Origin of the sequence: Streptomyces sp. NPDC001816 (genome assembly GCF_042892235.1) — a bacterium.
In the GTDB taxonomy this organism is placed as follows: Bacteria; Actinomycetota; Actinomycetes; order Streptomycetales; family Streptomycetaceae; genus Streptomyces.
The window spans coordinates 86,403-106,136 of sequence record NZ_JBIATY010000019.1 but is presented as its reverse complement, the minus strand read 5'-3'; the positions used below and the strand labels follow the sequence as shown (position 1 = coordinate 106,136).

9 protein-coding genes, 1 tRNA gene and 1 pseudogene are annotated in these 19,734 nt (G+C 73.3%); 9 read left to right on the top strand and 2 right to left on the bottom strand.

What is annotated here, in order from left to right:
• Positions 1–86: 86 nt before the first annotated feature.
• The 6 genes from topA (at position 87) to ACFYZZ_RS42690 (ending at position 12,863) form a co-directional block, all read left to right on the top strand.
• A complete protein-coding gene (topA, locus tag ACFYZZ_RS42715; RefSeq protein ID WP_389188680.1) occupies positions 87–2,915 on the top strand; it encodes a type I DNA topoisomerase in 2,829 nt (942 codons plus the stop codon).
• Positions 2,916–3,050: 135 nt separating this feature from the next.
• The gene (tmk, locus tag ACFYZZ_RS42710; RefSeq protein WP_389188677.1) at positions 3,051–6,371 is read left to right on the top strand and encodes a dTMP kinase; all 3,321 of its coding nucleotides are present in this window, start codon (positions 3,051–3,053) and stop codon (positions 6,369–6,371) included.
• Between the two features lie 125 nt (positions 6,372–6,496).
• Positions 6,497–7,702, top strand: a complete 1,206-nt coding sequence (locus ACFYZZ_RS42705) for a DNA polymerase III subunit delta' (protein ID WP_389188674.1) — start codon at positions 6,497–6,499, stop codon at positions 7,700–7,702.
• Positions 7,703–7,798: 96 nt separating this feature from the next.
• The gene (locus ACFYZZ_RS42700) at positions 7,799–9,418 is read left to right on the top strand and encodes an alpha/beta hydrolase (RefSeq protein WP_389188671.1); all 1,620 of its coding nucleotides are present in this window, start codon (positions 7,799–7,801) and stop codon (positions 9,416–9,418) included.
• 107 nt (positions 9,419–9,525) lie between these two features.
• Positions 9,526–9,602, top strand: a tRNA-Thr gene (locus ACFYZZ_RS42695).
• Between the two features lie 114 nt (positions 9,603–9,716).
• Positions 9,717–12,863 carry an ATP-binding protein gene (locus ACFYZZ_RS42690; protein WP_389188668.1) on the top strand — a complete coding sequence of 1,049 codons (3,147 nt, stop codon included), beginning with the start codon at positions 9,717–9,719 and terminating at the stop codon, positions 12,861–12,863.
• A 7-nt stretch (positions 12,864–12,870) separates the two neighbouring features.
• Here the strand turns inward: ACFYZZ_RS42690 and ACFYZZ_RS42685 are convergent, their stop codons facing one another.
• Both ACFYZZ_RS42685 and ACFYZZ_RS42680 read right to left on the bottom strand, forming a co-directional pair.
• A complete protein-coding gene (locus ACFYZZ_RS42685; RefSeq protein WP_389188665.1) occupies positions 12,871–13,665 on the bottom strand; it encodes an ABC transporter permease in 795 nt (264 codons plus the stop codon).
• Entirely contained in the window at positions 13,662–14,648 is a 987-nt protein-coding gene (locus ACFYZZ_RS42680) for an ATP-binding cassette domain-containing protein (protein WP_389188662.1), read from the bottom strand. Before ACFYZZ_RS42680 ends, ACFYZZ_RS42685 begins: the two co-directional genes overlap by 4 nt.
• Positions 14,649–14,779: 131 nt before the next feature.
• Here ACFYZZ_RS42680 and ACFYZZ_RS42675 point away from each other — a divergent pair.
• The 3 genes and pseudogenes from ACFYZZ_RS42675 to ACFYZZ_RS42665 all read left to right on the top strand — a co-directional run.
• A pseudogene (locus tag ACFYZZ_RS42675) lies at positions 14,780–14,944 on the top strand (cation:proton antiporter); the annotation flags it as partial.
• A 263-nt stretch (positions 14,945–15,207) separates the two neighbouring features.
• Positions 15,208–16,101 carry a glycosyltransferase family 2 protein gene (locus ACFYZZ_RS42670; protein WP_389188659.1) on the top strand — a complete coding sequence of 298 codons (894 nt, stop codon included), beginning with the start codon at positions 15,208–15,210 and terminating at the stop codon, positions 16,099–16,101.
• Positions 16,102–16,530: 429 nt separating this feature from the next.
• Entirely contained in the window at positions 16,531–19,731 is a 3,201-nt protein-coding gene (locus tag ACFYZZ_RS42665; RefSeq protein ID WP_389188657.1) for a BTAD domain-containing putative transcriptional regulator, read from the top strand.
• Positions 19,732–19,734: the final 3 nt, after the last annotated feature.

Sequence of the window (19,734 nt, the reverse complement as noted above, 5' to 3'; positions counted from 1 at the left end):
AGCGTCACACGAGCCAGAAGCACGCCGCGACCCCGGGACCAGGGCCTGGGGGGAGGCCACAGCGTCGACCGGAGAGAAGAGCGAAGTTGTCCCCGACCAGCGAGACCGCACAGGGCGGCCGCCGACTCGTCATCGTCGAGTCGCCTGCCAAGGCGAAGACGATCAAGGGCTACCTCGGCCCCGGCTACGTAGTCGAAGCGAGCGTCGGGCACATCCGTGACCTCCCCAACGGCGCCGCGGAGGTGCCCGAGAAGTACACCGGCGAGGTCCGCCGCCTCGGGGTGGACGTCGAGCACGACTTCGAGCCGATCTATGTCGTCAACGCCGACAAGAAGGCCCAGGTCAAGAAGCTCAAGGACCTGCTGAAGGACTCCGACGAGCTCTTCCTCGCCACCGATGAGGACCGCGAGGGCGAGGCCATCGCGTGGCACCTCATGGAGGTCCTGAAGCCCAAGGTCCCGGTCAAGCGCATGGTGTTCCACGAGATCACCAAGGACGCGATCCGCGAGGCCGTCGCCAACCCGCGCGACCTCAACCAGCGCATGGTCGACGCCCAGGAGACCCGCCGCATCCTCGACCGCCTCTACGGCTACGAGGTCTCGCCGGTCCTGTGGAAGAAGGTCATGCCGCGTCTGTCGGCCGGCCGCGTCCAGTCGGTCGCGACCCGGCTCGTGGTGGAGCGGGAACGCGAGCGCATCGCGTTCCGTTCGGCCGAGTACTGGGACCTGACGGGCACCTTCGCGACCGGCCGCGCGGGGGATCCGTCGGACCCGTCGTCGCTGCTCGCCCGCCTGCAGAGCGTCGACGGCAGGCGCGTCGCGCAGGGCCGCGACTTCGACTCCCTGGGACAGCTCAAGAGCGCGAACACCCTCCACCTCGACGAGGCGAACGCCCGCGCCCTCGCCGCCGCCCTGGAGAACACCCGCTTCTCCGTGCGCTCGGTCGAGTCCAAGCCGTACCGCCGCTCGCCGTACGCCCCGTTCCGTACGACGACGCTGCAGCAGGAGGCCAGCCGCAAGCTCGGCTTCGGCGCGAAGGCCACGATGCAGGTCGCGCAGAAGCTGTACGAGAACGGCTACATCACGTACATGCGTACGGACTCCACGACGCTGAGCGACACCGCGGTCTCGGCCGCCCGCGCCCAGGTCACGCAGCTGTACGGCGCCGATTACCTGCCCCCGCAGCCGCGCACCTACGCCGCCAAGGTCAAGAACGCCCAGGAGGCGCACGAGGCGATCCGCCCCTCGGGTGATCGTTTCCGCACCCCGGCGGAGACCGGCCTGACCGGCGACCAGTTCAAGCTCTACGAGCTGATCTGGAAGCGGACCGTCGCCTCCCAGATGAAGGACGCGACCGGGAACAGCGTGACCGTGAAGATCGGCGGCACCGCCGCCGACGGCCGGGACGTCGAGTTCAGCGCCTCCGGCAAGACGATCACCTTCCACGGCTTCCTGAAGGCCTACGTCGAGGGCGCCGACGACCCGAACGCCGAGCTGGACGACCGCGAGCGCCGCCTGCCGCAGGTCGCCGAGGGCGACGGGCTGTCCGCCGAGGAGATCACGGTCGACGGCCACGCCACCAAGGCCCCGGCCCGCTACACCGAGGCCTCCCTGGTCAAGGAGCTGGAAGAGCGCGAGATCGGCCGCCCGTCGACGTACGCGTCGATCATCGGCACGATCCTCGACCGCGGCTACGTGTTCAAGAAGGGCACGGCCCTGGTGCCGTCCTTCCTGTCCTTCGCCGTGGTCAACCTCCTGGAGAAGCACTTCGGGCGGCTCGTCGACTACGACTTCACCGCCAAGATGGAGGACGACCTCGACCGCATCGCCCGCGGCGAGGCCCAGGCAGTGCCGTGGCTGAAGCGCTTCTACTTCGGCGAGGGCACGGTCACGGGTGCGGCGGAGGCCGGCAACGGCGACGGGGACCACCTCGGCGGCCTCAAGGAGCTGGTGACCGACCTGGGCGCGATCGACGCGCGCGAGGTCTCCTCGTTCCCGGTGGGCAACGACATCGTGCTGCGCGTCGGCCGCTACGGCCCGTACATCGAGCGCGGCGAGAAGGACACCGAGCAGCACCAGCGCGCCGACATCCCGGACGACCTGGCGCCGGACGAGCTGAGCGTCGAGCTGGCCGAGGAACTGCTGGCCAAGCCGAGCGGCGACTTCGAGCTGGGCGCCCACCCGGAGACCGGCAACATGATCGTCGCCAAGGACGGCCGCTACGGCCCGTACGTCACGGAGATCCTTCCCGAGGGCACCCCGAAGACGGGCAAGAACGCGGTCAAGCCGCGCACCGCCTCCCTCTTCAAGTCCATGGCGCCGGACACGGTGACCCTTGAAGAGGCGCTGATGCTGATGTCCCTGCCGCGCATCGTCGGCACCGACGCCGACGGCGTGGAGATCACCGCGCAGAACGGCCGCTACGGCCCGTACCTGAAGAAGGGCACGGACTCGCGCTCGCTGCAGTCCGAGGACCAGATCTTCGCGATCACGCTGGAGGAGGCGCAGGCGATCTACGCCCAGCCGAAGCAGCGGGGCCGCGCGGCCGCCAAGCCGCCGCTGAAGGAGCTGGGCGAGGACCCGGTCTCCGGCAAGCCGGTCGTGGTCAAGGACGGCCGCTTCGGTCCGTACGTCACCGACGGCGAGACCAACGCGACCCTGCGCTCCGGCGACAGTGTGGAAACGATCACTCCGGAGCGCGGCTTCGAGCTGCTCGCCGAGAAGCGGGCGAAGGGGCCCGCCAAGAAGACGGCGAAGAAGGCCACGGCCAAGAAGGCCGCTCCGGCGAAGAAGACCGCCGCCAAGAAGACGGCGGCGAAGAAGACGACCGCGGCCGCGAAGAAGACCACGGCGAAGAAGACGACGGCCAAGAAGGCGACGGCTTCGAAGGCGACCGCCTCCGGCACGGAGGACTGACGCTCCGCCGGAGCGGCGCCCGGTGCGCTGCTCCGGCTTCGCGAAACGAACGCCCCGGCATCACTTTGGTGTCGGGGCGCGCGCATGCCCGGACGGCCTGGGTGTGCTGTCGGTGGCTGCCGATAGGCTGAACGCATGACGCGAGCCGAGCAGCCAACGGCCCCCACCACCGAACCGGACGACGCACTCGTCGCGGACTCCCGCGAGCGCGCCGTCCGCTCCCTGCTGCGCCGACCGGAGCTTCGGCGCCTGTGGAGCGCGCAGCTCGTGAGCGGTGTCGGCGACACCCTCGCGCTGCTGGTGCTGGTCCTTCTCGTCCTCCAGGCGGCCATCGTCGAGGGCTCCTTCGGCGGCGGCTACCGAGGCGTGGCGTTCGCAGTGGCGACCGTCTTCGCGGCGCGCATCCTCGCCGCGCTGCTCTTCGGCGCGGTACTGCTCGGCCCGCTGACCACGCTCACCTCCCAGGACGGCCCGCTCGACCGCCGCTGGACGATGGCCGGCGCCGACGGCGTGCGGGCCGCGCTGCTGATCGTCGCGCCTCTGTGGATCGACTGGACCCCGGACAACGCACTCGCGGTCCTGCTGGTCACCGCCTTCGTCACCGGCGTCGCCGAGCGGCTGTGGACGGTGTGCCGGGAGAGCGCGGCCCCCGCCCTGCTGCCCGCCCCGCCCCCGGAGGGGGCGACGGTACGGCCGCTGCCGGACCACCTGGACGCCCTGCGCCGCCTCGCGCTGCGCACCAGCTTCCTGGCCGTCCCGCTGGCCGCCGCCGCCCTGGTCGTCGCCGCCCTGCTGAACAACCTGCTCGGCACCGTGGTGGCCTGGTTCGACCAGCACCAGGCGGCCCTCGGGTCGTACGTGGCGGCTGGACTGTTCGCCGCGTCCCTGTCCGTGGTCGCCTTCCTGGAGCTGCCGGACACGCGCACCCCGCGCCCGCGCTCCCCGCTGGAGGGCCTGCGCCGTCCGCGCACCGGCACGGGCGTCGACAAGGGCCGTACGGGCGCCATCCCGCTGCTCGTCCCGGCCTGCGCCGCCGTGGCCGGAGCCATCGCCGCCGCGGTCGCGGTGTGCGTGCTGCACGCCAAGGACCTGGGCGGCGGCCCGGTCCTGTACGGCCTGCTGGTGCTGGGCCTGACCGGCGGTGTCGCCGTCGGCATCCGGACGGCGCCCTCGGTGCTGCCCTCGCTCTCGCGCCGCCGGCTCCTGGCCCTCGCGATCGCCTTCACCGGTATCGCCCTGCTGGCCGCCGGGCTCGTCCCGGACGTCACCTCCGTGCTGCTGATCGTCACCCTGGCCGGTGTCGCCGCAGGCGTGGCCGCGAACACCGGGCACGCCCTGCTCGACCAGGAGACCGAGGAGTACCGCAGGGCCCGCACCACCGAGCACCTGCACGCGGTCGTACGGGTCTTCATAGCGCTCGGTGCCCTGATCGCCCCCCTGGTAGCGGCGCTGATCGGCCCGCACCGGCTGGAGAACGGCAGGTTCGTCTTCGCACACGGCGGTGCCGCCTTCACGCTGATGCTGGTCGGCGCGCTGCTGCTGCCGGTGGCAGCGCTGGTGCTCGCCAAGGTCGACGACCGCTCCGGCGTCCCGCTGCGCCAGGACCTGAAGGACGCGCTGCTCGGCGGCGACGACCCCGTCCAGGCCCCGGCGGCGAACGGCTTCTTCATCGCCCTGGAGGGCGGCGACGGCGCCGGCAAGTCCACCCAGGCCGAGGCGCTCGCGGAGTGGATCCGCGCCAAGGGCCACGAGGTCGTCCTCACCCGCGAGCCGGGCGCCACCCCCGTGGGCAAGCGGCTGCGCTCGATCCTGCTGGACGTGTCCTCGGCGGGCCTGTCGCACCGCGCGGAGGCGCTGCTGTACGCCGCCGACCGGGCCGAGCACGTCGACACCGTCGTACGGCCCGCCCTGGAGCGCGGCGCCGTCGTCATCTCGGACCGGTACATCGACTCGTCCGTGGCCTACCAGGGCGCGGGCCGCGACCTGTCCCCGACCGAGATCGCCCGCATCAACCGCTGGGCGACCGACGGGCTCGTCCCGCACCTCACCGTCCTGCTGGACGTCGCGCCGGAGGCCGCCCGCGAGCGGTTCACCGAGGCGCCCGACCGGCTGGAGTCGGAGCCCGCCGAGTTCCACGCGCGCGTGCGGGCCGGTTTCCTCACCCTCGCCGCCTCCGACCCGGGCCGCTACCTGGTCGTGGACGCCGCGCAGGAGCCCGAGGCCGTCACCACTGTGATCCGGCACCGGCTCGACACCGTGCTGCCGCTCTCCGAGGCCGAGATCAAGGCCCAGGAGGAGGCGCGGAAGAAGGCCGAGGAGGAGGCGCGCCGCAAGGCCGAGGAAGAGGCCGCGCGCAAGGCCGAGGAGGAGCGCCTGGAGCGCGAGCGCGAGGAGCAGCTCGCCAAGCTGCGCGCCGAAGAGGAGGAGCGCAAGCGCCGCGAGCTGGAGGAGGCGCAGCGCCGCGAGGCCGAACGGCAGGCGGAGGAGGCCCGGCAGCGGGCCGAGGACGCACGGCGCCGGGCGGAGGAGGAGCGACAGCGGCTCCTCGCCGAGGAGAAGGCCCGCGCCGAGGAGGAGGCCCGCCGCAGGGCCGAGGAGGAGCGGCGCCGCAAGCAGGCCGAGGAGGAGGCCCGGCTGCGCGCCGAGGAAGAGGCCCGGCAGGCCCGGCTGCGTGCCGAGGAGGAAGCGCGCCGCCTGGAGAAGCAGCGCAAGGCCGAGGAGGCCCTGCTGCGCGCGGAGGAGGCCCGCCGTCAGGCGGCCGAGGCCGCGGCTGCGGCCGACGTGGCGGCCCTCAAGCCCGGCACCCCGCAGCCGCCGGTGCCGGGCATGACCCCGGACGCGGCGACCGTGCCGACGCCGGTGGTCTCGCCGGGCGCGGACGAGACGACGGTGCTGCGGCCGGTGCGCGAGGAGCGGGCCGAAGAAGCCCGGAAGGGCGGGGCCGACTCCGAGGTGACGGCCGAGCTGCCGCAGCCGCCGGTTGCGTCTTCGGCCGCCGACGAGACCGCGGTGCTGCCGCCGGTGCCTGCGGGTGCGGCGGACGAGACGGCCGTGCTGCCGCCCGTGTCCGCGGACAGGAAGGCCGCAGCGCCGCCCGCCTCCGCAGACGAGACGGCCGTACTCCCGCCGGTGACCCCTGGCGCAGCGGACGAGACCGCCGTGCTGCCGCCCGTGCGGGGCGACGCCCCGGCGGACCGGATGCCGCCCGGCTTCTTCCGGGACGAGCGGCCGGGTGCGGGCCCCGACGGCACCGAGGACCGTACGCGCGAGATGCCGCAGGTCGACGCCGACGGCACACCGCGCCGCCGGCCGCGCCCGGACTGGGCCGAGGAGACCCCGCTGGACGACCTGCCGTCCCTGGCGGACGAGCTGCTGGGGTCGTACGACGAGCAGGGGTACGGAGAGCCGGGCGAGGACCAGGGCCGCCGGGGCCGGGGTCACGGCCGCCGCGGCTGAGCGAGAACATCGGGCGGCGCCCGTCGGAGCGTTCAGGCGCACCGACGGGCGCCGCCGTCGTTGTCAGTGCGCACCCGCACAATGGATGGCGGAACGTGGAGTGTGACGGAAGGGCGGCGTGACCCATGACGGTGTGGGACGACCTCGTCGGGCAGGAGAAGGTGAGCGCGGTGCTCGACGCCGCCGCCCGGGACGCCGACGCCCTGGTCACGGCCGCGGCGGCGGACCAGCCGCCGCCGGAGGCGTCGAAGATGACCCACGCCTGGCTGTTCACGGGCCCGCCCGGAGCGGGCCGGAACCAGACGGCGCGGGCCTTCGCCGCGGCCCTGCAGTGCGTGAGCCCCGACCGCGCCCTCGGCGGCTCACCCGGCTGCGGCTTCTGCGACGGCTGCCACACCGCGCTGCTCGGCACCCACGCGGACGTCACCACGGTCGCCGCCGTGGGCTCGGAGATCCTGGTGAGGGACATGCGGGACACGGTCCGCAAGTCGTTCACCTCTCCCGCGAACGGCCGCTGGCAGATCATCCTGGTCGAGGACGCCGAGCGGCTGAACGAGAAGTCGGCCAACGCCGTCCTCAAGGCCGTCGAGGAGCCCGCCCCGCGGACGGTCTGGCTGCTGTGTGCCCCCTCGATCGAGGACGTCCTGCCCACGATCCGCTCCCGCTGCCGCCATCTGACCCTGCGGACGCCCTCGGTCGACGCGGTCGCCGACATGCTCGTCCGCCGTGACGGCATCGAACCCCAGGTCGCCGCGGCGGCCGCCCGCGCCACCCAGGGCCATGTCGACCGGGCCCGCCGGCTGGCCACCGACCCGGCGGCCCGTGAGCGCCGCGCCGCCGTGCTCAGGCTCCCGCTGCGGCTGGACGAGGTGGGCGCCTGCCTCAAGGCGGCCCAGGAGCTGGTCGACGCGGCCGCCGAGGACGCCAAGCAGCTCGCCGAGGAGATGGACGGCAAGGAGACCGAGGAGCTGAAGGCGGCGCTCGGCGCGGCCCAGGGCGGACGGCTGCCGCGCGGTACGGCGGGCGTGATGAAGGACCTCGAGGACATGCAGAAGCGCCGTAGAACCCGCACCCAGCGCGACAGCCTGGACGTGGCTCTCGGCGACCTCACCGGCTTCTACCGCGACGTCCTCGCCCTCCAGCTCGGCTCACGGGTCGCCATCGCCAACGGCGACACCGAGGACGCCCTGGACCGGCTGGCCCGCGGCAGCAGTCCGGAAGCCACGCTGCGCCGGATCGAGGCGATCGCCGCCTGCCGCGAGGCCCTGGACCGCAACGTGGCTCCGCTGCTGGCGGTGGAGGCGATGACGATGGCACTGCGGGCGGGGTGAGCCGGGCGTACGGTGGTTGACGGACCGCGTCCCCCGTACGAGGCCACAGTCCGAACGCACCGCACCCACCCTGTCGCTCAGCGTTACGCTCGTCCGATGCACACCTGGCCCTCCCCCCGCCGGAAGTACGCCACCCGGACCCGAAACCGGACCCGCCGGGGGACCGCGCGTGTCTCGGGCAGCCTCCTCGCGGCCGTCGCGCTGCTCGTGTCCGCCTGTTCCGCCGGCAGCTCGACCACGTCGTCCGGCCGTGCGGCTGAGGCCGCGCTGGCCGCGCTACCGCGGTCCACCCCGGCGGCGCTGTCGTCGTACTACACCCAGCACCTGCAGTGGCGCAGCTGCGGTGCCGCCGGCTTCCAGTGCGCCACGATGGTGGCGCCGCTGGATTACGCCAAGCCCGGCTCGGGTGACATCCGGCTCGCCGTCGCCCGCAAGAAGGCCACCGGCAAGGACCGGCCGCTCGGCTCGCTGCTGGTCAACCCGGGCGGCCCGGGCGGCTCCGCGATCGACTACCTGCAGCAGTACGCGGGCATCGGCTACCCCGCCGAGATCCGCGCCCGCTACGACATGGTCGCGATGGACCCGCGGGGCGTCGCCCGCAGCGAGCCCGTCGAATGCCTCGACGGGCGCCGGATGGACGCCTACACGCAGACGGACAACACGCCCGACGACCAGCGGGAGAGGAACGCGCTGGTCAGCGAGTACCGGACGTTCGCCGACAGCTGCGGGGCGCACTCGGCGAAGCTGCTGCGGCACGTGTCCACCATCGAGGCGGCGCGGGACATGGACATCCTGCGGGCGGTGCTCGGCGACCCCAGGCTGAACTACGTGGGGGCGTCGTACGGCACCTTCCTCGGGGCGACGTACGCCGGGCTGTTCCCGGACCGGGTGGGCCGTCTGGTGCTGGACGGGGCGATGGACCCCTCCCTGGACGCCCGGAAGCTCAACCTGGACCAGACGGCCGGCTTCGAGACGGCGTTCCAGGCGTTCGCCAAGGACTGCGTACGCCGGCCCGACTGCCCGCTCGGCGGCAGCGGCACAACACCCGCCCAGGTCGGCGACCATCTTCAGGCCTTCTTCCGCAAGCTGGACGCCCACCCCATCCCGGCGGACGACGTGCACCACCGCACGCTCGGCGAGCCGCTGGCCACCACCGGGGTGATCGCGGCGATGTACGACGAGGGAACCTGGGAGCAGCTGCGCGACGCGCTGACCTCGGCGATGCAGAAGAACGACGGCGCCGGCCTGCTCGCTCTCTCCGACAGCTACTACGAACGCGACGCGAACGGCCACTACAGCAACCTGATGATGGCCAACGCCGCCGTGAACTGCCTCGACCTGCCGCCCGCCTTCACCGGCCCCGAGCAGGTGGAGAAGGCCGTCCCGCAGTTCGAGAAGGCGTCCCCGGTCTTCGGCGAGAGCCTGGCCTGGGCCTCCCTGAACTGCGCGTACTGGCCGGTGAGGGCGACGGGCGAGCCGCACCGCGTCGCGGCGAAGGGCGCGGCCCCCATCGTCGTGGTCGGCACCACCCGCGACCCGGCCACCCCCTACCCCTGGGCCCAGTCCCTCGCCCGCCAGCTCTCCTCGGGCCGCCTGCTGACCTACGTCGGCGACGGCCACACCGCCTACGGCCGCGGCAGCTCCTGCATCGACTCGGCGATCGACACCTACCTCCTCCACGGGACGCCTCCGGCGGCGGGAAAGCGCTGCTCATAGACCTGATCGCCGGGTCGGTCGGGGGTGCTCCGGGGGTTGGTACGGAGCACCCCGGAAACTGTGTAGACTTACCGACGTTGCTGATCGCACCATAGTGCGGACAGCGTGCCGCCTTAGCTCAGATGGCCAGAGCAACGCACTCGTAATGCGTAGGTCTCGGGTTCGAATCCCGAAGGCGGCTCCATTGGAACCCCAGGTCAGATGCTTCTGGCCTGGGGTTTTTCTGTTGCGGCGGCGTGGGCTGTGAGGGCGGCGGATTCGGGAGTGTGTTCGGCGTCTCGCTGGCTAGTCTTCAGGCGTGACGACCGAGTTGACCCTGCTGCCCCGAGTCTCCTGTCGCGGACAGGAGATCACGGCGCCTCGGCTGCGTGGACTGGTGGCGTTGCTCGCCGACGAGCTGCGTACCGGGTGCAGTACGGGGCGGCTGGTCGAGGGGCTGTGGGCGGAGGAGCTGCCCGAGCGGCCGGGCAAGGCGGTGCAGGTACTGGTGTCGCGGCTCCGGGCACAGTTCGGTGCCGAGCTGATCGTGAGCACACCGACCGGATACCGGCTCGCGCTGGACGAGGCGCAGGTCGACAGCTCGGCGCTGCTGTCGTACGAGGCCGCGAGCGCCGAGTGCACGCGGGCGGGGGACCACGAGGGTGCCCTGGCGCGGGCCGAGCAGGGGCTGGCGCTGTGGGACGGCAGCCTGGGTGCCGGGGCGGACGAGGAACGGCACGATCCGGTGACGGCGCTGCGTGCCGACCGGGTCCGGGCGTTCCGTGCGCTGGTCCGGTACCGGGCGCTCGCGCTGGCCCGGCTGGGGCGCAGGGCGGAGGCCGCGGCGCCGCTGGCCGAACTGGTCCGCGAACTGCCGCGCGACGAGGAGGTGCTGGCGGAGCTGCTGCGCTGCGAGGCGGCCACGGCGGGCCGGGCCGCGGCGCTGACCCGGTACGACGCCTACCGGCGCGGGCTGCGCGACGAGCTGGGCACGGATCCGGGGCCCCGGCTCAGGTCCGTGTACCAGGAGTTGCTGCGCGCGGACACCCCACCCGTCCGCCACGGCGTGCCGCATGAGCCGAACCCCCTGCTGGGGCGGGACGCCGACGTCGCCGCCGTCGCCGGGCTGCTGCGCGACGCGCGCGTGGTCACCGTCGTGGGCCCCGGCGGGCTGGGCAAGACGCGGCTCTCGTACGCGGTGAGCCGGGCGGCCGCGCAGCCCTTGGTGCACTTCGTCGCCCTGGCCGGTGTCACCGCCGACGAGGACGTGGCCGACGAGGTGGCCTCGGCGGTCGGCACCGGGGACGTCCGGCAGTTCGCCGGCGGCGGGGACACGGTGAGCGGCATCGTCGCCGCGCTGGGTCCCGGCCCCGCCCTGTTGGTGCTGGACAACTGCGAGCACGTACTCGCCGGTGCGGCCGGTCTCGTCCAGGCGCTGGTGTCGCGGTCGAAGGAGCTGCGGGTGCTGGCGACCAGCCGGGCGCCGCTGGGGCTGACCTCGGAGTCCGTGTACGCGCTGCCCGAGTTGTCCCCGGCGACCTCCGTGGAACTCTTCGTGCAGCGGGCGCGGGCGGCCCGGCCCGGCGTCGAGCTGCCCGCCGACCCCGTGGCCGAGATCTGCCGCCACCTGGACGGGCTGCCGCTGGCCGTGGAACTCGCTGCCGCCCGGGTGCGGGTGCTCTCCGTGGCCGACATCGCGCGCCGCCTGCAGGACCGTTTCGCGCTGCTGCGCGGCGGCGCCCGCGACGCACCCGAACGGCATCGCACGCTGCGGGCCGTGGTCGAGTGGAGCTGGAACCTGCTGGAGAGCGACGGCCGGGCCGCGCTGCGCGCGCTGTCGGTCTTCCCCGGGGGCTTCACCGTGGACGCGGCGGAGTACGTGCTCGGTGAGAGCGGGGGCGCGCTGGATCTGTTGGAGCAGCTGGCCGGGCAGTCCCTGATCAAGGTGGGTGACAGCCCTTCCGGGGTGCGCTTCCACATGCTGGAGACGCTGCGGGAGTTCAGCGCGGCCCGGCGGGAGGAGGCGGGCGAGGGGGAGGCGGTGACCGGCCGGTTCCTTTGCTGGGCCCGGGACTTCGGCCGGGCGCACCACGACGAGCTGTTCGGCGCCGAGGCGCTGGCCGCCTTCGGTCGCGTCCGTGCCGAGCAGGACAACCTCGTCCTGGCGCTGCGGCACGGCCTGGCCCGCGCCGACGTGCCGGCCGTCGCCGCGGTCACCGCCGCACTGGCCTGCCTGTGGTCCGCCGGCAACAACTACGCCCGGCTCACCGGCCTCGCCGCCGAGACCGGCGGGCCGCTGTCCCATTTCCGTCCGGGGCCAGAGGACCCCGAGGATCTGGAGGCGGCTCGAAGCGCGGCGGTGGTGTGCGCGGCCGGCCTCTTCATGGGCCACGGCCCGCACGCCGTGCGCCAGCTCGTCACCCTGCGCCGGCTGCCGCCCGCCCGGCCGGACACCGTGCCACGGGCACTGGCCGTCGTGCTGGGTGCCGTCCCGGACATACACCCGCCTCAGTACGCGCGGCTCCAGGAACTGTGCGACGCCGACGAACCCATGCTGGCGGGCATCGCGGCGGGCGTCGCCAGCTACGTGTGGGAATCCACGTACGAGACGGAGCGCGCGCTCGAGTGCGCCCGCCGGATGCTCACCGCGGTGGAGCCGCTCGGCAATCCGTTCATGATGCTGCTCAGTCACGGTCGGATCAGCGAGTTGTGCCTCAAGACGGAGCGGGGCGCGGAGGCGTACGACCATCTGCGGGCCGCGGAGGCGCTCGGCGAGGTGGGGGACTGGTCCGACGCGATCGGCGTCCGCTACGGGCTGGTGTCCGCCTGTCTGCAGCGCGGGGAGGTCGACGAGGCGGAGTACTGGCTGGGCCTCGCCGCCCCGGACCGGCAGCCGGAGCACGCCCAGCCCCTCACTCCCGAAGGGCTGCAGGCCCGGGCGGAGATCGCACTGGCCCGGGGACTGACCGAGGTCGGGCTCGGCCTGTGGCGACAGGCCGCGCAGGGGCTGCGGGAGAGCAGCCTGCTGGTGGCCGGTGATCCCTTCCTGGAGTCGTGGGCGCTGCAGGTGCAGGCGGCCGCGCTCGCGGCGCACGCGCAGCACGGCCGGCTGGAGCCGGTGACCCACCTGGCCGAGCATCTGCGGGTACGGCTGCTCGGGATGCTGTCCGGCTCCCCCGGGGCCGGGGACCTGCCGGAACTGCCGGTGTACGGCACGGTGCTGCTGGCGCTCGGCTTCACCGGGCTGGCCCGTGGCGACACGGCGGCGGTACGGCTGATGGCGCTGGCGGAGCGGATGCCGGTGATGCGGGACCTGCCCACCCTGTCCTCGGTGCGGTCCCGGCATGCGGCAGAGAACGCCGACAGGGCGGCCTACGCCGAGGCGAGATCGGCGTACACCACCCTGGGCCAGGAGGAGTTGCGGGCCGCTGCACTGCGCGAACTCACCGCTGCGGCTCGCGAGTGACGCGACCTCAACTCCGCGGCTCGCGGTTGAACTGCGCCCTGGACCACAGGTAGCCCAGCACGGTCAGCGCCAGACACCAGCCGACCGCCAGCACCGCGTTCTTCGTGCCGATCTCGCTGCCCAGCAGCAGCCCGCGCAGGGTCTCGATGGCCGGCGAGAAGGGCTGGTACTCGGCGAACCAGCGGAACCCGCCCGGCATGGCGTCCACCGGCACGAACGCGCTGGACAGCAGCGGCAGCATCGTCAGCGGCATGCCGAGGTTGCTGGCCCCCTCGGCGTTCGGGCTCACCAGGCCGATGCCGACCGCGATCCAGGTCAGGGCGAGGCTGACCAGGGCCATCAGGCCGGCCGCCGCGAGCCACTCCAGCGGCGTGGCGTCGGGCCGGAAGCCCATGGCCACCCCGATGCCGAGGATCAGCGCCAGGGCCAGCATCGTCTGGATCACGGTGCCGATCACGTGGCCGGTCAGCACCGAGGCGCGGGAGATCGCCATGGTGCGGAACCGGGCGATGATGCCCTCGGTCATGTCGGTGGCCACGGACACGGCGGTGCCGAGCGAGGTCATGCCCACGGTCATCAGGAGGATGCCGGGGACGATGTAGGCGATGTACTCGGAGCGGTCCGCGTGGCCGCCGGCCATGCCCGCGCTCATCACGTCGCCGAAGACGTAGACGAAGAGCAGCAACAGCATGATCGGGGTGAGCAGCAGGTTCAGGGTGAGCGACGGGTAGCGCCGGGCGTGCAGGAGGCTGCGGCGCAGCATCGTGAGGTTGTCGCGGAAGGCGTGGGCGGGGGCGCTCATCGGACGGTCTCCTTGTCGGCGGTGCCGGCGGCGGGGGCGGGGGCGGGGTCGGAAGTGCCGGTCAGGGCGAAGAACACGTCGTCCAGGTCCGGGGTGTGCACGGACAGTTCGTCCGCCTCGATGTCGGCGGCGTCGAGCCAGTCGAGGATGGCGCGCAGTTCGCGCTGGCTGCCGTCGCTCGGGATCTGCAGGGCGAGGGACTCGTCGTCCCGGGAGGCCTCGCGCAGCGCGGTCGCGGCCCGTTCGTACGCGGCCGGGTCGGTGAAGCGCAGCCGGACGTGTCCGCCGGGGACGAGCCGTTTGAGTTCCTCGGCGCTGCCCTCGGCGACGATCCTGCCGCCGTTGAGCACCGCGATGCGGTCGGCGAGTTCGTCGGCCTCGTCCAGGTACTGGGTGGTGAGGAAGACGGTGACGCCGTCGGAGACCAGCTCGCGGATGATCTGCCACATGGTGTGGCGGGAGCGTGGGTCGAGGCCGGTGGTCGGCTCGTCGAGGAAGATGATCCGCGGGTTGCCGACCAGGGTCATGGCGATGTCGAGGCGGCGCTTCATGCCGCCGGAGTAGGTGGAGGCGGGCTTCTTCGCGGCCTCGGTGAGGTCGAAGCGTTCCAGCAGTTCGGCGGTGACCTGGCGTCCCTCCCGCTTGGAGAAGTGGTGCAGGTCGGCCATCAGGAGCATGTTCTCCTCACCGGTGATCAGGCCGTCCACGGCGGAGAACTGCCCGGTGACGCCGATCGCGGCCCGTACCGTCTGGGCCTGGGTGGTGAGGTCGTGCCCGGCGATCCGCGCCTGACCCCCGTCCGCGGAGATCAGAGTGGAGAGGATCTTGACGGCGGTGGTCTTGCCCGCGCCGTTCGGGCCGAGCAACGAGAAGATCGTGCCGGCCGGCACCTGGATGTCGATGCCGTCCAGGACGTTCTTGTCGCCGTAGGACTTGCGCAACCCGGTGGCTGCGATGGCGAGTTCGTGGTCTGTCGTCGTCATGCCGCAGAGCTTGCGGCCGAGGCGGTTCAGCGTGGTTTCAGCGCGGTTTCAACCGCGCCGGGAGGCCCCCTACCGGGCGGCCGGGCCGTGCTCCGGCGCACGATGAGTTCCACGGGTACGACCGTGTCGACCGCGGCCGCTTCGGCACGGTCGTCCTCGCCTTCGGCGCGGTAGCTGAGTTCGGTCCCGTCATTGCCATAGCCCGCTTGCTCAGCGGCCGCAGGCCGGGCGTGGCCACCGCGGTCCTGGTGGCGTTCGCGGCCGTGACCGCGGCGGGCGTGTGGTCGGCGCTGCGCTCCGGATCCGCGCGGGCCGTGGCGAGAGGGCCGAACGGCCGTCGGGAGTTGTCGAGAGTGCGCAGTCGTGGCGAGCCGGGGGAGGGGAGTCGCCGCTGAAGTTCCCGCGACCCAAGGAAAGGTGCACACAAAACCGGAGCAAAGGGGCTGCAAAGTGAATCGGCGTCAGGTGGACCGGCGCACCTGAGGCAACATCTTGGTGAACGGCGAGCGCCCCGCGGTCAGGACGCCGGTGCCGCCGTCGGCCGGATGGGGTGAGGGACATGGTGGAGCCGAGGATCGCCGTCGCCGTGGTGACCATGGGCAACCGGCCCGCCGAAGTCGACGCCCTGCTGGAGTCCGTGGCCAAACAGGACGTCGCGCCCGCCCGCATCGTGATCGTCGGCAACGGCTGCCGGCTGCCCGAGTTCGCCGAGCGGCTGTCCCTGCCGGGCGAGGTCACCACCATCGACGTCGAGGAGAACCTCGGCTGCCCGGGCGGCCGCAACGTCGCCCTGGCCCGGCTGCGGGAGTACGGCGACGTCGACGCCGTGGTGGAACTGGACGACGACGGACTGCTCGTCGACCCCGACGTGCTGCGCCGGGTGCGCGAGCTGTACGCGGCCGACCCCCGCCTCGGCGTCATCGGCTTCCGCATCGCCGACGAACACGGTGAGACGCAGCAGCGGCACGTGCCCCGGGTGGGCAAGTCCGACCCCCTGCGCGGCGGTTATGTCACCGGTTTCCTCGGCGGCGGGCACGCCCTCCGCATGGCGATGCTGGCCGAGACCGGTGACTGGCCCGCCGAGTTCTTCTTCGCGCACGAGGAGACCGACCTCGCCTGGCGGGCCGCCGACGCCGGCTGGAAGATCCTCTACGCCCCCAAGCTGCTGCTGCAGCACCCCAAGACCTCGCCGGCCCGGCACGCCATCTACTACCGCGTCAACGCCCGCAACCGGGTCTGGCTCGTCCGGCGCCGGCTGCCGCTGCCGCTCATCCCGGTGCACCTGGGGGCGTGGCTGCTGCTCACCCTCGCCCGCACCCGCTCCCTGGCCGGGCTGCGGGCCTGGTTCGGCGGGTTCGCGGAGGGGTTGCGGGAGTCGCCCGGCGAGCGGCGGCCGATGCGCTGGCGGACGGTGTGGCGGCTCACCCGGCTCGGACGCCCGCCCGTCATCTGAGCGAAGGGTGGCGAGGGGCGGCGAAGGCCCGAAGGGCGGGAAAGGGACGGGACAGGGCCCCGGTCGTTCACCTCCGACGACCGGGGGCCCTTGCGTCCCCGGATCAGGCCTGCGGCGACACTCCCCCGAGTTACGCGACTTGCCGCGCGCGCCGTCGGGCCGGATCCGATGAAAGGATCACATCAGGGCCCACCAACGGATCGCTAACATGTGGCCAACGGTTCGTCCGCAGGTCGCGGTTCGGCTGGCCGGAAGTAGCCGGGCGGCAGGGCTGGTAGGCAGGAACCCTAACGGATTCCGGCCCCTGCCAACAGGTGGTGGCTGGCGGAAAATCGTTGGAATGGGGCGGATTTCCGCCAGGGAACGGCGGGCACACGCCCGCCGCGCAGCACGGTCGGACGGGACCGCGCGGGAAGGCAGTGGAGCGGGATGCGGCGGTGCGAGCTGCGGTTCGGACTGCTGGGACCGCCCGTCCTGTACGACCGGCAGCCGTACGAGATTTCGTACGGCGCTGCTGACGGCGTCCCCGGCACCTCAGGCACCCCCGGTACTTCCGACACCTCCGACGCCTCCTGCACCCCCGACACGCCCGACAGTCTCGTCCGTGCCATCGGCAGCCCCAAGGTCCGCGCCCTGCTCGCCGCGCTGCTGCTGGAGGCAGGCCGGGTCGTCTCGGTCGAGTCGCTGAAGGACGCCCTGTGGGGCGGGGCACCCCCCGTCTCCGCGCAGGCCTCGCTGCACAACCACGTCACCCGGCTGCGCCGGCTCCTGGACGACCCCGAGCGGCTCAGGGCCGTGGCGCCCGGCTATCTGCTGCGCGTGGACGAGGGCGAGTTGGACGTGCACGTCTTCGACGCCCGGGTCGCCGAGGCGCGCGCCGCGCACGCCCGGCGGGACTGGGCGGGTGTCGTGCGCCCCTGCACGGCCGCGCTCGCACTCTGGCGCGGCACCCCGCTCAGCGGACTTCCCGCCGACTTCGGCGGCTACGCCCTCGTACAGCGTCTGGAGGAGGCGCGGCTGCTCCTGCTGGAGTGGCGGTACGACGCCGAACTCGCGCTCGGCGGAGCCCGGTTGGCCGAACTCGTCCCCGAGCTGGCGGCCCTGGTCGCCGAGCATCCGCTGCGCGAGGCCTACCACCGCCAGCTGATGCTCGCTCTGCACCGCACCGGCCGCCAGGCCGAGGCCCTGGCCGTCCACCGCGACCTGCGCGCCCGCCTGGTGGAGGAACTCGGCATCGAACCGGGACCGTCGGTCCGCGAGGCTCATGTGGAGGTCCTGCGGGGCGCCCCGGCATGGGAGGCCGGGGTAGCCGCTCCCAGGGTCCCTGCCCAGCGCACGTACGGCACGCACGTACCCGCAGCCGCCGACGGCGAGCACCCCCCACAGGGGTCACCCGCACCCGACAACGAAAGTGGCACGGTCGGTGCGGGTGGGAACCCGAACCCGGCCGAAGGCCGGGTACCCCCCCACACACCCGCGCCGGCCCAACTACCGGCACCCCCCGCAAACTTCACCGGCCGAGCAGCAGACATCAACGCGCTGCACGACACCCTCGCCAACCGGCGGAGCCAGGTCGCCGTGATCAGCGGCATGGCCGGCGTGGGCAAGAGCGCCCTCGCCCTGCACGTGGCCCATGAAATGAGGGAACGTTTCCCTGATGGTCAGCTGTATGTGAACCTGCACGGCGCGACCCCCGGCATGGCCCCGCTCACCTCGTCCCAGGCGCTCACCGCCCTGCTCCGTGACCTCGGCGCCGATCCCCGCAACATCCCCGAACACCCGGACGCCGCAGCCGCGTTGCTCCGCTCCCTGCTCGCCCCGGCCCGCATCCTGCTGGTGCTGGACGACGCGGCGAGCGCGGCCCAGGTACGGCCCCTGCTGCCGGCCGGGCCCGGCTGCGCCGTGATCATCACCAGCCGCTCCCCGCTGACCGCCCTGGACGGCGCCCGGCGCTTCCCGCTCTCCCCGCTGACCGGCGAGGACAGCGCGGCACTATTGCGCGCGGTGAGCGGACGCGAGGGGCTCGACGCGAGCCACGCCCTGGTCGAGCTGACCGGCAGGCTGCCGCTCGCGCTGCGGGTCGTCGCCGCCCGGCTGGCCGCCCGCCGGGCCCTCACCCCGGACGTGCTGGCCGGTCAACTGGCCGCCACGGAAGGCCGCCTGCACCACCTGGAGTACGACGACCTGAGCGTCCGCCGGTCGCTGGCCGTCGCCCATGACGCGCTCGCCGCCGCCGAACGCGAGGCCGACCGGGACGCGGCCCTCGCCCTGCGCCGCATCGGCGCGCTCGATCTGCCCACCTACAGCGCCCCGCTGGTCGCCCGCCTCACCGGCACCGACTCGCGCCGCGCCGAGGCCGCCCTGGACCGGCTGGTCGACGTGGCCCTGCTGGAGGAGACGGAGTACGGCCGCTACGCCCCGCACGCCCTGGTCCGTGACTTCGCCCGCGAACTGGCAGGCCAGAGCACCGAGACGGCCTCCGGCGCCGATCCGGACCTGACCGCCCTGCGCTGGTACGCGACCGCCGCCGAGCGCGCCCTCGTCGCGATCGTGGAGCCCGGTCTCGACCAGGACGACCGTCTGCGGCCCACCTCCGCCCAGCCGCCGGAGCACGCGGCGGACGTGGCGACCCTGGGCACCTTCGAGTCCGCCGAGCGGGCGTTCGCCTGGGGCGATGTGGAGCTGGAGAACATCGTGGCGCTGGTGGAGCGCAACGCCGGCTCGGGCGACGACTGCCGGGACGCCCATCTCTCCACGCTGGTCCGGCTGTTCTTCCCCTATGTGCAGCGCAGCGGCCGGGTCGCCGAGATGGAGGTGCTGGGGCGGGCCGCGCTCGGTGCGGCGCGGCGGCTCGGGGACGCGGCGGCCGAGGCGTACGCCCTGGGCGACCTCGCGGGCCTGCACTTCCTGACCGGCCGGCAGAACGACGCCCTCGCCCTCACCGACCAGGCCCTCGTGATCTGGCGGCGGCTCGGCACGGTCTCCTGGATCCGGCGCTGTCTGAACAACCGCGGGCTGCTGCTGGAGGGGCTCGGCCGGTTCGAGGAGTCCGGCGAGGCGCTGCGGCAGAGCCTCGCCCACTCCCGGCAGCTGAACGACCCCTACGGCGAGGCCGTCACCCGCAGCCACCTCGGCAACCTCTACGAGCACACCGACCCGCGGGCCGCCATCGAGCAGCACCGGCGCTCGCTGGCGATCGGGGACGAGATCGGCGCGGTCATCGTGCAGCACTCCGCGCACTGCAACATCGGCTACGCCCACCTCACCCTCGGCGAACCGGCCGCTGCCGCCGGGCACTTCCAGGAGAGCCTGCGCATCCTCGGCGGACACGGCGACTGGCACGGCGAGTCGCAGACCCGGCTCGGCCTGGTCCGCGCGCTGCGCCGGCTGGGCGAGGCCGAGCGGGCCGCCGAGGAGTGCACCGAACTGCTGCGCCGGGCCGACGCCCGCGCCGACCGCTACATCGGCGGCCTCGCCCGCCACCAGCACGGGCTGCTGCTGAGCGAGCAGGGACGGCGGCCGGAGGCGCATGACGCCTGGCGCGCGGCCCTCGGGGCCCTCGACGGCACCGACGAGCAGGCGGTGCTGGAGGAGCTGCGCGAGCTGCTGGCCGAGGCCTCGGCCCCGTGAGGA